15 protein-coding genes, 1 tRNA gene and 2 pseudogenes are annotated in these 15,296 nt (G+C 47.7%); 6 read left to right on the forward strand and 12 right to left on the reverse strand.

Going from position 1 to position 15,296, the window contains the following annotated elements:
- Window positions 1-22 precede the first annotated feature (22 nt).
- Window positions 23-1,189, reverse strand: coding sequence for a cysteine desulfurase family protein (locus GOB58_RS02440; RefSeq protein ID WP_173559221.1), 1,167 nt, complete (start codon window positions 1,187-1,189; stop codon window positions 23-25).
- 35 nt (window positions 1,190-1,224) lie between these two features.
- On the reverse strand, window positions 1,225-2,382 hold the full coding sequence (locus GOB58_RS02445) for a cysteine desulfurase family protein (RefSeq protein WP_173559222.1): 1,158 nt from the start codon (window positions 2,380-2,382) through the stop codon (window positions 1,225-1,227).
- Between the two features lie 206 nt (window positions 2,383-2,588).
- On the opposite strand from GOB58_RS02445, the gene GOB58_RS02450 reads away from it, so the two are divergent.
- Together GOB58_RS02450 and GOB58_RS02455 are read left to right on the forward strand one after the other, a co-directional pair.
- A complete protein-coding gene (locus GOB58_RS02450; protein WP_173559223.1) occupies window positions 2,589-2,729 on the forward strand; it encodes a hypothetical protein in 141 nt (46 codons plus the stop codon).
- 115 nt (window positions 2,730-2,844) lie between these two features.
- Window positions 2,845-3,510: an alpha/beta hydrolase gene (locus GOB58_RS02455; RefSeq protein ID WP_086553833.1), complete on the forward strand. Its 666-nt coding sequence runs from the start codon at window positions 2,845-2,847 to the stop codon at window positions 3,508-3,510.
- Between the two features lie 53 nt (window positions 3,511-3,563).
- Here GOB58_RS02455 and GOB58_RS02460 read toward each other — a convergent pair whose 3' ends face one another.
- Both GOB58_RS02460 and cysS read right to left on the reverse strand, forming a co-directional pair.
- Window positions 3,564-4,340, reverse strand: coding sequence for an RNA methyltransferase (locus GOB58_RS02460; protein WP_173559224.1), 777 nt, complete (start codon window positions 4,338-4,340; stop codon window positions 3,564-3,566).
- Window positions 4,337-5,683, reverse strand: a complete 1,347-nt coding sequence (gene cysS / locus GOB58_RS02465; RefSeq protein WP_242005186.1) for a cysteine--tRNA ligase — start codon at window positions 5,681-5,683, stop codon at window positions 4,337-4,339. Before cysS ends, GOB58_RS02460 begins: the two co-directional genes overlap by 4 nt.
- Window positions 5,684-5,838: 155 nt before the next feature.
- Between cysS and GOB58_RS02470 the strand changes: the two genes are divergently transcribed.
- A tRNA-Thr gene (locus GOB58_RS02470) sits at window positions 5,839-5,913 on the forward strand.
- A gap of 173 nt (window positions 5,914-6,086) precedes the next feature.
- Here the strand turns inward: GOB58_RS02470 and GOB58_RS13025 are convergent.
- The 5 genes and pseudogenes from GOB58_RS13025 to GOB58_RS02490 form a co-directional block, all read right to left on the reverse strand.
- Window positions 6,087-6,264, reverse strand: a pseudogene (locus GOB58_RS13025) (IS5/IS1182 family transposase); the annotation flags it as partial.
- Between the two features lie 100 nt (window positions 6,265-6,364).
- The gene (locus tag GOB58_RS13315) at window positions 6,365-6,622 is read right to left on the reverse strand and encodes a T6SS immunity protein Tdi1 domain-containing protein (RefSeq protein ID WP_173559276.1); all 258 of its coding nucleotides are present in this window, start codon (window positions 6,620-6,622) and stop codon (window positions 6,365-6,367) included.
- Window positions 6,618-7,064, reverse strand: coding sequence for a GAD-like domain-containing protein (locus GOB58_RS02480; protein WP_173559226.1), 447 nt, complete (start codon window positions 7,062-7,064; stop codon window positions 6,618-6,620). Before GOB58_RS02480 ends, GOB58_RS13315 begins: the two co-directional genes overlap by 5 nt.
- A 901-nt stretch (window positions 7,065-7,965) precedes the next feature.
- A pseudogene (locus GOB58_RS02485) lies at window positions 7,966-8,283 on the reverse strand (IS481 family transposase); the annotation flags it as partial.
- Between the two features lie 350 nt (window positions 8,284-8,633).
- A complete protein-coding gene (locus GOB58_RS02490; RefSeq protein ID WP_173559227.1) occupies window positions 8,634-8,798 on the reverse strand; it encodes a hypothetical protein in 165 nt (54 codons plus the stop codon).
- Window positions 8,799-9,166: 368 nt separating this feature from the next.
- On the opposite strand from GOB58_RS02490, the gene GOB58_RS13030 reads away from it, so the two are divergent.
- The 3 genes from GOB58_RS13030 (at window position 9,167) to GOB58_RS02500 (ending at window position 10,692) form a co-directional block, all read left to right on the forward strand.
- Entirely contained in the window at window positions 9,167-9,514 is a 348-nt protein-coding gene (locus tag GOB58_RS13030) for a MobA/MobL family protein (RefSeq protein WP_265792825.1), read from the forward strand.
- 130 nt (window positions 9,515-9,644) lie between these two features.
- Window positions 9,645-9,878 (forward strand): MobA/MobL family protein, encoded by a 234-nt coding sequence (locus tag GOB58_RS13320; RefSeq protein ID WP_242005188.1) that lies wholly within the window; start codon window positions 9,645-9,647, stop codon window positions 9,876-9,878.
- A gap of 676 nt (window positions 9,879-10,554) precedes the next feature.
- Complete coding sequence (locus tag GOB58_RS02500) at window positions 10,555-10,692, forward strand: hypothetical protein (RefSeq protein WP_173558961.1); 138 nt, start codon at window positions 10,555-10,557, stop codon at window positions 10,690-10,692.
- Between the two features lie 109 nt (window positions 10,693-10,801).
- Here GOB58_RS02500 and GOB58_RS02505 read toward each other — a convergent pair whose 3' ends face one another.
- From GOB58_RS02505 to GOB58_RS02515, 3 genes are all read right to left on the reverse strand, one after another.
- Window positions 10,802-11,614, reverse strand: a complete 813-nt coding sequence (locus GOB58_RS02505; protein ID WP_173559228.1) for a glycosyltransferase family 2 protein — start codon at window positions 11,612-11,614, stop codon at window positions 10,802-10,804.
- A 365-nt stretch (window positions 11,615-11,979) separates the two neighbouring features.
- Window positions 11,980-12,657, reverse strand: coding sequence for an RluA family pseudouridine synthase (locus tag GOB58_RS02510; protein WP_173559229.1), 678 nt, complete (start codon window positions 12,655-12,657; stop codon window positions 11,980-11,982).
- A complete protein-coding gene (locus GOB58_RS02515) occupies window positions 12,654-15,248 on the reverse strand; it encodes an FtsK/SpoIIIE family DNA translocase (protein WP_173559230.1) in 2,595 nt (864 codons plus the stop codon). Before GOB58_RS02515 ends, GOB58_RS02510 begins: the two co-directional genes overlap by 4 nt.
- Window positions 15,249-15,296 lie beyond the last annotated feature (48 nt).

Raw genomic sequence — 15,296 nt, forward strand, 5'->3', positions numbered from 1 at the left:
TCTGACGCGTTATGATTACACTTCAGATACGCTTGTGCGTACCTGTTTTGTGGGTAGCCTGTGCCAGTAGCCTGATGGCATTTTCCACCTCGGCTGTTGAGGTAAAGCGTCCGGGGGAGAGACGCAAGCTTCTTCCCGCTTCTTCATGTGTTAAACCCATGGCTTCAAGCACGTAAGAAGGGGCCAGATCTGCTGATGAGCAGGCTGAGCCGAGAGAGGCTTCGACTCCTTTTGCGGTTTCCAAGACATGCAGCGCACTGATGCCGGGGGGAAGGCGGACGCTGAAAATACCGGGCAGACGTGGTGCTGCTTCAGCGTTGAGCTGTGCCTCAGGTAGTAATGAGGCAAAGGTTTTCATGGCGACAGCATGTAAATGTGAGAGATGTGCCGCGTCCTGCTCCTGGCGGTGCAGGGCAATGCGGCAGGCCTCTCCAAAGCCAGCCAGTAAAAAACCAGGTAACGTGCCTGAGCGCATGCCGCGTTCCTGTCCGCCACCTGAAAAAAGCGGCATAATCCGTACACGCGGCCTGCGCCTTACATAAAGAGCTCCTGCGCCTTTGGGGCCGTAGATTTTATGTGAGGAGAGTGATGCCAGAGACAGACCATATTTGTTAACATCAAAGGAAATTTTTCCGGCTGTCTGTGCAAGGTCAGCGTGAAGAAGTGCGCCCGCCTGTTTTACCAGAGGGGCCAGGGTAGCGTAGTCATGCAGTACCCCGGTTTCATTATTGGCACCCATCAGTGAGACGAGAGCTGTGGGGACCTCCAGAGCGCGGGCCAGCGTGTCAGGGGCCAGGCGGCCGTCAGTGCCAACTGGCAGAATAACAGGTTCAAACCCCTCAGCGGCCAGGTCAAGCACACTTTCAATGACACATTTATGCTCAGTGGCAGCTGTAATAATACGCTTTCGCGGGTTTTTCTGTGAGGCCAGATAGCGAGCGGCTCCTTTAATGGCCATATTATTGGCTTCTGTCGCACCGGACGTAAAAATAATTTCTCTGGTGTCGGCACCAATCAGACGTGCAACATGCTGCCGGGCCTCTTCAACCAGGGTGGAGGCACGTCTGCCGCTTTCATGCAGGGTGCTGTGGGGGTTGCCGTTGTCATGTAGCAATGCTGCCTGCATGACGTCCATCACGCCTGGGTCACATGGCGTTGTGGCAGCATGATCAAGATAGAGGGCTGCCATTTTGTTTCCTTACGGTTTTACTCGTGTTCCTCAGGTTATATCAGAGTTGAAAGTTTTAGCCCTGAAGCGGCTTTCCGGGCCATATTTTCATAAACCTGAATAAAACGTGTGACATCTTCTTCCTGCACATTCCAGGGCAGTGACACACGCAGGGCCTGTCCGGCCTGTGCTTCAAATCCCATTGCCTGCAACACGTGAGAGAAGGCGACTTTGCCGGAAGAACAGGCAGAGCCGGCCGAGACACAAATGCCTTCAAGGTCGAGTCTCATAAGCTGCTCCTGCGCCAGGCGGCCAGGCAGAATGAGGGAGGATGTATTATGCAGGCGTGGTGCCTGTGCGCCTGATACAACAGCACCCACAGCACAGGCAGCGTGTTCAATACGGTCGCGCAGAGGGCTTAAGTTACGCGGAGTTTGTAAAGCTGTACGCAGGGCTGCTGCCATGCCGGCTATTGCGGGTAAAGGTTGTGTGCCGCCCCTGCGCCCCTGTTCCTGCCCGCCGCCTTCAAACAGAGGAAGAACCCGGCCCGGGGCAGGGCCCGCCAGTAATAAAGCGCCCGCCCCTTTGGGACCGCCGGTTTTATGGCCTGAAAGAGCAAAGCTGTTGACCCCTGATGCGGTGACGGAGAAAGCTATTCGTCCGGCAGCCTGCACGCCATCTACATGCAGATGCGCACCATAACGCTGGCATAACGTAGCAATATCAGTAATCGGGTGCAGCACACCGGTTTCGTTGTTGGCCAGCATCAGGCACACAAAAGCTGGCGTATCTGAGGCATTCAGGGCCTGTTCCAGTCCGGCGAGGCTTACAGTGCCGTCTTTTTCAACTGCGAGCCAGGTGACGTCTGCCCCTTCAGGAAAGCCCTTGCGTACAGCATCATGTTCTGTCGCACCGACAAGGAATCGTCTTCCGGCACTCAGGCCATGCATGGCCAGAACATTTGCTTCTGTACCGCCTGAGGTAAAAATGCAGTTAAGGGGGACGACCTCAAAAGCCTGGGCTACGTCATCACGGGCCTGTTCGAGCATAGCACGGGCCATGCGTCCGGCCCTGTGCACAGAAGAAGGGTTGCCGGTCAGCTCTGCCGCTTCAAGAAAAGCATCGCGTGCCTCGGGGCGCAACGGTTCGGTTGCATTGGCATCTAAGTAGATAATGGGTTGACGCTGTGGGCTGCCTGCTGAAGTGGAAACCATTTTTTACGCTCCTGCTGTGACAGCTGTTTTATCTGATCTTGCAAAAACACAGCAAGACTGACGATTTGTGTGGAAATCTGAGGGGCGTACACGCTATAACCGGCCCGGTAGGTCGCATCTTACAGAGCGGTAATAACTGTTGTGATGCAACAGAGAAACATTTTCTGCGTTCTTATCATAACGGCGAAGAGAGGAGTAAAGGCGTGATGAGTGTATCAGATACGATCAGCACCGTTCTCTTTAATCTCCCGCCTTATTGCCGCGGCACTATACGTCGCATGCTGTTTTTGCCTGTGTCTGTTTGTGTACCGGCAGGTAAGGGGCGGTTTTATCGCCCGGTAACCTAGTCTGAAGGCTGCCTCCTCCGAAGTGTATAACGTGGCATCGTATCATTTCGGGGTCAATGAATTAACCTGAATATACCGTGCCCCCGGGTATATTCACAGCATATACGGAAGATTAATGCCTGAGGTTATGTTTGCCGGTCCTGACGGCCGCCTTGAAGGGCGCTATTTGCACTCTAACGAACCCAATGCGCCTCTCGCACTCGTGCTGCACCCGCACCCGCTGCACGGTGGCACAATGAATAACCGTATTACCTACGCTATGTATCGCTCATTTGAAAAAATGGGTTTTTCGGTCATGCGTTATAACTCACGTGGTGTCGGCCGCTCACAGGGGCGCTATGACGGTGGTATTGGTGAAATTTCTGATGCAGCAGCAGCCCTTGACTGGATGCAGAGCATCAACCCCAATGCCAGTGGTTTATGGATTGCCGGTTATTCTTTCGGTGCTTTTGTTGGCATGCAGCTCCTGATGCGCCGCCCTGAAATTACCGGCTGGATCAGTGTTGCGCCACCCGCCACACATTATGATTTTGGTTTTCTGGCACCTTGCCCCTGTGGTGGTCTGATGATTGCCGGCGGAAAAGATGACATGGCACCTGAGCCTGCCATTCATAAACTGGTTGATAAGCTCAACACTCAGAAAGGTGTTGCTGTCGATTACCGTATTTTCCCTGATGCAGATCATATTTTTGCAAAACAGGCTGACAAAATTACGGATGCGCTTGAAGATCACGTTAAGACAGCTATGGGCACACGCACTATGCTGCTTGCTGCTGACTAATGCCTGCATCTTTCGGACAGGCCTTATAACGGCCTGCCCGAAAAGGCATAGCGCTATTTTTCGCTCGTTTTGCGGCGGTTTGCCAGTTCGCGTACAACACCATGCAGGGTTCTGAGTTCCTGCTCTGTGACTTCCCCTCTCGTGAAAAAATGACGCAGGTTTCTGACCATGCCAGGGCGCTTTTGTTCACTGCGCCAGAACCCGCACTCATCCAGTTCGCTGATAAGATGCCCCATAAAATTTTCAAGCTCACCCTTGGTGGCAATATGGGTTTCGTTCGTCATCAGCTCGCGGGCATCTGTCTGATCATTTATCATCCACCATTCGTAAGCCATAATCATAACGGCCTGTGCGAGGTTAAGTGACATAAACGCAGGGTTAAGCGGGTAACGAATCAGCCCGTCAGCTCTTGCCATGTCCTCCGTGTCCAGCCCAGCCCGTTCTGGGCCGAACATCAGGCCAACTTTCAGCCCCCGGCCTGTTGCAGCGTGTAATTCAGCAGCACCGCCGCGCGCCGTCATGATCGGTTTAATCACATGGCGCGGCCTTGGGCAGGTGGCATAAACATGGTGCAGGTCAGCCACAGCGTCATCAACTGTTTCATAAACCTGTACCGCATCCAGAATACGGTCTGCACCTGAAGCAGTGCGCCATGCACGTTCCTGCGGCCAGCCGTCGCGCGGGGCTACAAGGCGCATGTGAAATAATCCGCCATTCGCCATGGCACGGGCAGCTGTGCCGACATTTTCAGCCAGTTGTGGCCGCACAAGAATAACTACCGGTGTGTTACCTTGTGGGACCAGAGGGGCCCCGCCGTCACGGCCGGTCATGCGCGCCTCCATTCGGTGCCGTCTCTGGTGTCTTCAAGTATGATACCCATGCCCTGGAGCTGCTCACGCAGAGCATCGGCCTTTGCAAAATCACGTTGTTTTTTTGCCTCAAGACGCAGGGTAATCAGAGCCTGGATTTCGGTATCCTCATCTGAGGATTCACCCCTGAACCATTTTTCGGGGTCTTCACTAAGCAGGCCAAGCATGTCTGCACCTGCTTTGAGTGCGCCTGCGGCAGTGCGGTCACCTGCCAGAGCTTTACTGGCAAGTGCATGAAGCTCAGCAATGGCAGCGGGTGTGTTCAGATCGTCGGAGAGGGCTTTAAGAACGCCTTCGGGTGCTTCTGTGCGGGGTACCGGGCCAGCGGCCAGAGCCCGGTAAAAACGGTCAAGCGTTTTGCGTGCCTCAAGAAGGCCAGCCTGCGTATAGTTGAGTGTTGAGCGGTAATGTGCGCTTAGCAGCAGCAGACGCAGAGCTTCAGCCGGGGCCTGCTTCAGGACATCGCGAATAGTGAAAAAATTGCCCAGTGATTTAGACATTTTTTCGCCTTCGACCAGAAGCATGGCATTATGCACCCAGTAATTAGCGAACTTGCCACCAGGAAAGCAGCACATGCTTTGTGCACGTTCATTTTCATGATGAGGGAACATCAGGTCAGATCCTCCACCATGAATATCAAAGCTTTCACCCAGATAGCGGTGTGACATGGCTGAGCACTCTATATGCCAGCCAGGGCGTCCCCGGCCCCATGGGCTGTCCCAGCCGGGCTGATCTTCGGATGAAGGCTTCCAGAGGACAAAGTCACCCGGATGTTTTTTATAGGTTGCAACCTCGACACGTGCCCCGGCGACCAGTTCTTCAGGGTTGCGCCCGGATAAGGCACCATAAGAGGGAAATGATTCGACCGAAAACAACACATGACCATCGGCCTCGTAAGCATGTCCCTGAGCAACCAGACGCGCTATCAGGTGTTGCATCTCGTCAATATTATGTGTCGCACGTGGCTCGATATCAGGGGGAATCACATTCATCGCAGCCAGATCAGCGTGGAACTCATGTGTCGTGCGTTCGGTCAGGGTTGCGATATCTTCATTATTATCGCGGGCCCGGGCGGTAATTTTATCATCGACATCGGTGATGTTACGTACGAACGTCACGCGCGGGTAAAGATGACGCAGTGTGCGTACCAGTACATCGGCCGTTAGCATGGCCCGCAGGTTACCTATATGCGCCAGGTCGTACACTGTCGGTCCACAATAGTAGATTTTGATGTGTTCGGGGTCAAGAGGTACGAAGGGAACAGTCGCACGACGCTGGCTGTCATGCAGGGAGAAATGTGACATGGATCCTGGCTCTGAATACGGCATAGTCTCCCTTGATGCGTCAGTCATTAACGGGATGCAATATCGAAATTTTTTAAAATTCTCAGATAAAGCGTAAACTCTCTCTTGACTCAGATGCAAAATTACAGTTTTAATCCGCCCGCAAGAGCAAATGTGCCCTTATAGCTCAGTGGTAGAGCAACCGCCTTGTAAGCGGTAGGTCGTGGGTTCAAATCCTACTGAGGGCACCATTTTTCACACAAAATACTATAATAAATTTTTTTGGTTGTGATTTAATAACCAGTAAAAATTTCAATTTTTATAGTTTGCCAGCCAGGCTCAGGACTCATTCTTTAATGGTATAAGATGAAACGTGCTGCGATATGAATTGCGGACATGGAAGTATGAGCCCCACGATTATATCTGGTCGCCCCTGATCATCGCACAAGACATGAAGTTTTGCGTTTAGACCGCCTTTGGTTCGTCCGGTATGGCGGAGAAAAGCTTCTTTTTAAGCAGGGCAGCTCCAGCCGGATGAAGTGATTATACAAAGTCTTATGTGGGCCATACGCTTTGGGGGCATCTTTCCATTGAAGCCCGTTGAATTACAACGTCTCGTTCAATTCAATAAATTAACAGGTCTTCAGCCTAACGTAGAGGGTAAACAAAAGTCAAAACACATGAAGAGATATAAATTATCTTTTATGATGTTTTTTCGCCAGCGTTACGGACAAACTCAACATTTCGCTGCTCATTTCGGCGAAGAATACGTAAATTACCCATCTGAGCCAGTAGTATAAAATGAACCCGAGCATCAACGATCTGAATATATTTTACCGAGGCAGACCCACCAAGCGCAAGCGCCGGAAAGAAACCATAGCATTTATCTAAAGTCACTTCGCCAATTTTATCAATGGCTTCTTCAAATAACGAAGGATATTTATCATCAGATGGTTCAATATAAAAAAAATTCTGAAAATTTAGATCCCGCTATTATAGCATTAAAATGAAATTTCGTTGCACCAAATTTATTGAAGTCACTTTTTGGTATTCTCATTGTTAAATAAGGAAGATTTATTTCACAGGTTTGAAAATATTCATTCCATATAACTAGGTGACCAAATGCAGAATATCCAATTATATGAGTTTTCTCTGGAATAATTTCAGGATCACCAGAGAATAAAATATTTACTATTTCAGAATAGTCAGAAGGGATACAAAACTGGAATTTTCCACTCAACCATGTACCAATACCGTGCTCTCTCCAGAATAAAATAAGGTCATCGGGGAGCTTATCCTTATAATTTTCGCAAATACTCTTTGGAACATCTCTTTTGTAACTTAATTCTCCATAGTCTTTTATATATTTTCTCACATCAAATTTTGGATCTATATCAGCCACTTTTTCCTCATCAGCATTCACGAAGATCAATATTTATTATCTTCTGTTCGCCAGGATTAACTCCGTCCCGTCCAAGGTCAGAATATAGGTCAATATTATTGATAGTTTCGTCAGTAGACATCTTATTGATACCATTCTCCTGTCCTTTGTCTGGCGTCAGAGTGAAAGTAAGAATACTGTGATATTTTGTTCCTTTGGGAATATTGAGAGTAAAACCCGGAACCGGGTAGAGAATCTTGTCATATTTTTCTCTGTAATGAGCGCTCATAATCCAATTTTATTTGACACTGTCATGCTTATATAATAAAATTATAAAACATTTATGATAAACGTTCTTTTAAAGAAGAAATAATTAACTCTTCAGGTGTTGAAAATTCTTCCAAATCAAAAATGTTTGCTTTTTTCCATAAATTATGTTTATTATCATAGACATAATACTCAATACTATCATCGTAACCATAAAATATATAATCTTTATTTATATTAATATTTGAATAATAATAATTATTAAAATTTATTATTGAATCTATGTAATTTTCATTAGAGTTATTATAAATAGATACTCTGTAAAAAATAAGACCATTACAATAGAAACCATTTGTATATAACCATATATCCTCCAATACTTTTGGTAACTGACAATTAAATTTATTTTTAAATATCTTTTTTAATATATTTATATCATCTATATTTGATTTATGTTCATATTTATTATATATTTTTTTTGCTTTCTTTTATGAGTTTTAAAATTTCAGAATTCATAATTATTGATCTTTTGATAATTTCGAAGATAGTTCGTTTGAAGGTGGTAAAATAATTATACCTTTAGGGGGATTTTGATATCTGCCAAAGTCATTTTTGTCTTTTGATCCATTTCTTTTGGTGCATTTTCCGTGACGTGCAGACAGCGATGCAGGGCCGGGCGTGTCAGATGAGGAATGCTGGCCTGCAATGCGTAAAGGCAATCATCCAACGGCAGTAAGGTGTGCCGACGAAAGGCCACGATCATCGCTTCGTCCGTCGCGGACAGAACCGTTGAGCGCGGCTCTTTGGGGCCTGTCTTCTGATCCTCAACCGTTTGACGCTTCTGCCATTTTGCAATTGTTTTCGGATTGATCCCGAACTCCCTGCTCAGCGCCGCGTGCGAAGCTTGCGATCGCTGTATTGCTGCTCGCACGGCGTGCGTGGTCGTGGCGCTCTCATGACGTATCTGTCCCATAAGGCTCCTTTCCACTCTCGTTAAAATATCACACCATCAAACTCCGGGACCAAACAATATGGTGCAAGACCTGCACGAATGTTCTTCTTACTCTTCTTTACGACCTCAAAGGCTCTGTCATGGGCCTCAGATGATACGTGAAGAGATGATTTTATGGTGTGAAAGAGAAGCTGGAAGCCATCAGACCACCTAAGTTCAAAGATATAGATTAACAATAAAAATTATTATAAAACAATAAGTTAATTGGAATTATTTAATTCTCATCTGATGGAGGTAATAATCATTTCACAGCTCTTCCATCTTTTGATGGGCATAGAAGTCGATTGTTCTCTTTGACAAGTTTATGTCCATCAATCTGACGCAGCCCAAAGCCTGAAGTAAACCTGTTTTATCCATTTGGAATAATCATACAGTGCTGAAAAGACTTGTTTATGTGTCTGATCTGAACATTCTACGCTTTTTCTGAGTTCTTCAAAAGCACGTAAACCAATATATTCTTCTTCAGAATCTACCATATGATTATCTCTGAACAGGTTTTGCGTCAGGTCGGGGAACCACAAAGCAATTTTTTTCTAAAATGCTTTAATATCCTGGGGGCGTTCAAGGCGCTTTCAGAGCGTTTCAATCATAAAGGAAAAACGCTCTTCATACTGCGCGGTTTCTATTAATGTTGCACCCAGAATAATTTTCTGACGATCTGCTATTGTTTTGTTGGTTCTGTTACAGGAAAAACCCCGGTTTGAAGAAGGTTACTTTAACAGCTCTTGTGAATGAAAGCTTATAAAATATCCTCATTACTAAGAGCGTATTTATGCAAAGTCTTCGACTTTGCATGCTGTGCTGATAAACTCATCTTATATTCTTCTGACAGAAAGCCTGATCCGTGGCGATTTTTCGTTTTTCCGTTAAAACTGTATCGCGTAGTATCGGGAGAAGTGCTGTAGCGGCTGCGACTTATCGGGCAGGAAATGATATGCTGACGAATGAACGTGATGGACGTCAGCATAATTACTCAAAGCGGGCAGGAGTAGGTGATAGTTTTATCATCACTCCTTCAGGCTGTGAGTTGGCCTCAGATCGTTCGACTTTATGGCACGAGGCGGAGCGGTCTGAAAAACGTTCAAATCCAGTCACAGCCCGTGAATATGTGATTGCTCTTCCTGCTGAACTGAATGCCAGAGACAGAGCAGAGCTTGCACGGATTTTTGCCTCTTCTGTCGTTGAGCGTTAAGGGGTTGTTGCTGATGTTGCTTTGCATGCCCCTGATGAAGGAGGAGATGAGCGAAATTACCATGCTCGTATTCTCACAACGACATGCGAGGCTGAGGCGCATGGATTAGGCAAAAAAACCAGTATACTGGATGCAGCCAAAACGGGGGGCAGAGATAGAAAGCTTACGTGCCTTGTGGACGAGACAATGCAATGGCGCTCTGTCCAGGAGACATCATCAGTCCCGTATCGATCACCGTAGTTATGAGCGGGAGGAAGAACAAAAAATCATTCAAAAACAAAGAGTAGACGCTAAAAAAAGAAACAGGAGGCTCCTGAATACCGACCTTATCGACCAGGAGAACCAGGTTTTTGAAAGTAAATAATATTAATGGCAAAAAAAGTGAAAACGTATATAAAATCTATAAATAATAAGTAGTAGCATTAATACAAACATAATAAATATGTATTTATTCATAAACTTTATAAATATTAAAAAAAATAAAAAATAAAAAGACATGCAAATATGTAGTGATTATATAATATCACTTTTATCGTATAAGTAACATAAGCTTTCTACAGAACCATCACTTACCATTTGTTCTTTATCATGAACTGATGCAGCCACAATAAAAACAACATATATAATATATATAAATATAAAAATTATATTTTTTATCATTTTTTAATGTAAATTTAGTAGTTGCGTCACATGAGTTCTGTGCATTATTAAATGTTTACCATAAGATGTATAAGGTCTTAGTTTTACATTAGATTTATCGGCATGTATAGAATCTATAAAGTCCTGTTTCTTTCTTTCAGTACCTCTATTGTATCTAGATCCAGCAAGAATAAATTGTTCATCTGTTAGATGCCTAGTATCACAATCTGGATAATCATAAAGAATTAATTTTTTCAAAAGTCTAGCTGCTAAATTAATGTTATAAGTATCGTGAAGCAAACATGATGCCAGTTCATATTGCTCAGTGTATGATAAAGGCTTAGGTGTTTAGTCCCGGAGTTTGATGGTGTGATATTTTCACGAGAGTGGAAGGAAGCATTATGGGACAGATACGTCATGAGAGCGCCACGACCACGCACGCCGTGCGCCAGAGGAAAAACGGCTCAATCCGCTCCATCTGGCGTTCAGACAGCAATAATACGTCACTCACAGCCTCACCTCCATCGGCAAGCCTGTGAATTACAAGCTCTCGCTCAGTTCAGGGAATTAACAGGTACTGAGCCTGAGATTCGCTGACTTTTTAAACTAAAAAGAATAGAAGTATTTACAAATACCTTTTGTTGAGCGCTATGAACTTTTTTTATTTGTTTTCCATGGCTGTTCACGCAGGCGATGAAAGAATAAACCTTTTTGTTCAAAGCGAGACCACAGATAAGTATAGAAGAACCATTTTTTCATAAAAAATGGTGTGTAGCGATATAAAATTTTATCTGTTTTTGTCCATGTTACCCGGCAGCGATCAGCACGACGGGGTGATGTCAGGCACCAGAATCCGATGGGGTAGCGTACGCGGCCTACTTTTAGTAAACATTCAACAATTTCATGGTCTTCGAGAACATAGGGCCATCGTACAGGGTCGAATCCCCCAACTTTGCGAAACAAGGCTGTACGAAATGTTTCGGCATATCCTCCGGCATGGCATTCAGAAGAGAAGAGAGTGGCCAGAGTTTGTATTTTAAAAATGCGAAACAGGCTTTTAAATGATGAGAGCGGGCCTTTAATGTTCGTTGCCATGACAGCAGCGACACATGAACCTTTTCTGCCCTGATATCCTGTATGTGCTTTTGTCAGGTAGTCAGGTGGATAATATGTGTCTGCATCCCAGGTGGCGAAATAATCTGTGCGTACCAGTGCAGTACCTGTGACAAGAGCATGTATTTTGCCAGGTTTTGGTTCATCAATAAGCACTATTTCGAACAAATGACCAAATCGCTCTTTGAATTCTCTGGTCAGAAGAGGGGAGCGGTCAGTTGAGGCATTATTGACCAGGATAATCTGACTGGGTCTTTTTGTCTGGTGAAGCAGACAGGACATACATTGTTCGAGGCAGTCTTCTTCATTGAAGTAAGGAATTACGACAGCCCAGTTTTGTTCTCTCATCGATATTCTATCCGGTGGGGGGAGGAGTGGCTGTCTGGTTAAGCTCTGATGTTTACCAAAAGTTGTAAGAGAATGCTTTCCTCGGGACAAAAAGTGGCGTCTTTAAGGTCGCGTATAACATTCCGCATCAGAGACTAATATATTTGTGTTTGTAAGAATGGCCGCCGCGCCGTGTTATCGTGGCGCAGGGGCAGTTTATTACAGAATAACCTGACCGTGATGCCCAGGGGTTTCTGAGAGAATTATATATTTTAAATCAGGAGGTTGCATGCATGTTTTGAGACGATGCTGCGCTCAGAACACCGGCTTCTGGCTGATGTCTGTTTATCTTTACGCTCTGTATATTTATGACAAAGAAAAAATATTTATGTTTCTTCTTTCCAGCCACATTGAACGAGGGCGGGCTGCATCGCTGCCCTGGGTGGTGCTGTAACTGCAATGCGCGGTGTGAATGGTAAAACAAGGCTCTGCGCCAGAAGGTGCAGTCCGTGTTTGTGTTCTGTACCATAAAGGTTGTCACCCGCAATTGGCCAGCCCATTGCAGCACAGTGCACCCGCGCCTGGTGTGTGCGACCGGTGTGCAGCGTCAGTTCAAGCCAGGTCAGTGTGTCACTACGTCCGAGAACGCGCCAGGAGGTTGTCGCCGGGCTTCCTTTCGGGTCAGTGATTATGCGCCAGCCTTTATGGCGGTCATTTTGTTTGAGCAAAGGCAGAGAGATCGCGCCTGATTCTCCTTCAGGGTGCCCCTGAACCACAGCCCAGTATGTTTTTAATGCAGTTTTGTTAGCAAAGGCTTCCTGCATAGCAATCAAGGGTTGCTTACGCAGCGCGATAGCCAGACAGCCTGATGTGTCGGTATCAAGCCGGTGAGCAAGCCAGGGGCCATCCCTGCGTTTTGAAAGCGCAGGAAAGCAGCTTTCTATGCTGATAGTACCCGCTACATTGCTATGTACAGGAATACCTGCCGGCTTGTTGATGATAACAATCCGCTGATCGTTATACAGAATATCCAGCGGAAAAAGAGAAAAAGACTGAGACATCATTCGTCGCGATGCGCCCCTATCAGCACTTTGCGGCGGCCAACATGGTCAGCCGGGCTGATGATTTTTTCCCGTTCCATTTGTTCAATCAGTTTAGCTGCGCGGTTATAACCAATAGATAAATGGCGTTGCACAAAAGATGTCGAGGCTTTGCCTTCACGGGTGACGATTGATACCGCTTCGTCGTACAGGTCGGACTCTCCGCCATCACTGTTGCCGCCTGAGCGACCTGATGAGCCGGTAGTTGTTTCTTCAGCTGCTTCGGTCAGCACATCATCATCATAAACTGGTTCTCCCTGTTCTTTAAGGAAGTTGACCACCTGTTCTACTTCACTATCTGCAACAAAGGGGCCGTGCACACGTGTAATGCGCCCACCACCCTGCATAAACAGCATATCACCCTGGCCCAGAAGCTGCTCGGCCCCCTGTTCTCCCAGGATAGTCCGGCTGTCAAATTTGCTGATGACCTGAAAGGAAATACGGGTTGGGAAGTTGGCTTTAATAGTGCCGGTAATCACATCAACTGACGGGCGCTGTGTGGCCATGATGACGTGAATACCAGCCGCACGGGCTTTTTGCGCCAGTCGTTGCACACAAACATCAATCTCTTTACCGGCTGTCATCATCAGATCAGCCATCTCGTCAATAATGACCACGATGTAGGGCATCGCGTCGAGCGTCATAGACTGCTCTTCAAACACAGGTGTGCCGGTTTCGGGATCAAAACCTGTCTGCACACGTCTGACAACAATTTCGCCATCAGCGCGGGCTGCTGCTGCACGTTCGTTATAGCCCGCAATATTACGGACCTGCATATGCGCCATTGTCCGGTAACGGCGGTCCATCTCCCGCACAACCCATTTCAGGGCGTTTACTGCTTTAGCCGGTTCAGTCACAACAGGTGTCAGCAGGTGTGGAATGCCATCGTAGATCGAAAGCTCAAGTACTTTCGGGTCTATCATGATCATACGGCATTCATCTGGCGACATACGGTAAAGCAGAGACAGGATCATGGTGTTGATCCCCACTGATTTACCAGACCCGGTAGTACCCGCAACGAGCAGATGAGGCATGCGGGCCAGGTCACTGAATACCGGGTCACCGGCAATATCTTTGCCCAGTGCCAGTGAAAGATGAGCGGGGTCTTTCTGCCAGCCTGGCTGGGTTAGCAGTTCAGAGAGATAAACGGTTTCACGTTTCTGGTTTGGTACCTCAATACCAATCACGTTGCGTCCGGGCACAGTGGCAATACGTACACTCAGCACAGAGAGCGAGCGAGCGACGTCATCTGCCAGTCCGATAACCCTGGCTGAACGGATACCTGCAGCAGGTTCAAGCTCATAGAGTGTCACGACCGGCCCGGCACTCATGCCGACAATAGTGCCCTGCACACCGTAATCGGCCAGAACCTGCTCAAGCAGGCGGGCATTAGCTGTAAGCATTTCCTGCGAAGGACCAAGCTGTCCTTTGGGTGGTGCCGGCTTAATCAGGTTAAGAGGGGGGAGCTCCCAGCCGCCTTTTCTGTTGGGTGCAAGTGCGGCTCCCTGGCTTCCGGTACCTTCTTTACCTGCAAACAGGCGCCCCAGCAGGCCAGATTTATTCTGTGCTGTGTCAGCAACCTGAGGTCTGACCGGGGCCGGAGCAGGAGCTGGCTGCACGGCGGGCGGAGGTGGTTCAGCAGGTCTGAAGGATTCGGCCTGGTGTGTTTCAGGTTCCTGCTCATGATGATGGTGAGGCGTGCCAGGGGGGGGCTCTTCAGAGTGTGTTTCTGTCAGCTCATCGTCATAAAATTCGTCTTCAAATAATTCATGACTGACATGGCTGCTTTTCTGAAATGGCTGCTCTTCATCCCTCACATACTCATCGTGTGTACCGTGTGCTGTTATGTCGCTCTGGTGTTTGCGGCTGGCATAATAGCGAACAAAGCGGGTTGCCAGTTTACCAGGGACGCGGCTGACCATGACAAAACCGCGCCAGAGGGCCATCCATTCCTGGCGGCGCAATCCTGTAGCAAGCGCCAGTAGCAGCCCGGCCAGTAACAGGCCCAGCAGCCAGATCACCATGCCGCCGGCAGGGCCGATTGCCGCCGTGCCGGCTGAGAGTGAAGCCTGAGCGATAGAAAGCCCGATGCCTCCACCGATGCCAGCCCTGGCAGGCCATGCGGGAGTGGGCAGAGCTGTAAAGAGGAGGGGAATGGAGGAGAAGAGGGCGCCGCCAACGGGTAGCAGGCAGAGAAAGGCAGCTACTCTGAAACCAAAAACAGGCAGTGTTTCATGGCCAATCAGTCTGTGGCTCATAAAGCGCCAGCCCCAGGCCATAAGAATAAAAGCCGGAAGAATGGCTGCAAGACCGACACTTTGCAGCAGGGTATCTGAAAATATAGCTCCGGGCAGCCCGAGCAGGTTGGTGGGTGCCTGGCCGGTTGCTGTGTTCAGGGACGGATCATCAGGATTATAAGACACCAGCGCAATGAGCAGGGCGCAGGCGAGAAGGCACAAAACTATCCCCCCGGCTTCTTCAAGGCGCATGCGCAGGGGACTTTTATAGGGTGAAACAGCGTAGTCGGATGAATGGGGAGGGCTTACTCGCACCAAGGGGCTGAATCCTGTCTCTGAATAAATCTGAAAAACAAGGTCAGTGAT

It is taken from the genome of Acetobacter thailandicus, assembly GCF_011516655.1.
GTDB classification, from domain to species: domain Bacteria; phylum Pseudomonadota; class Alphaproteobacteria; order Acetobacterales; family Acetobacteraceae; genus Acetobacter; species Acetobacter thailandicus.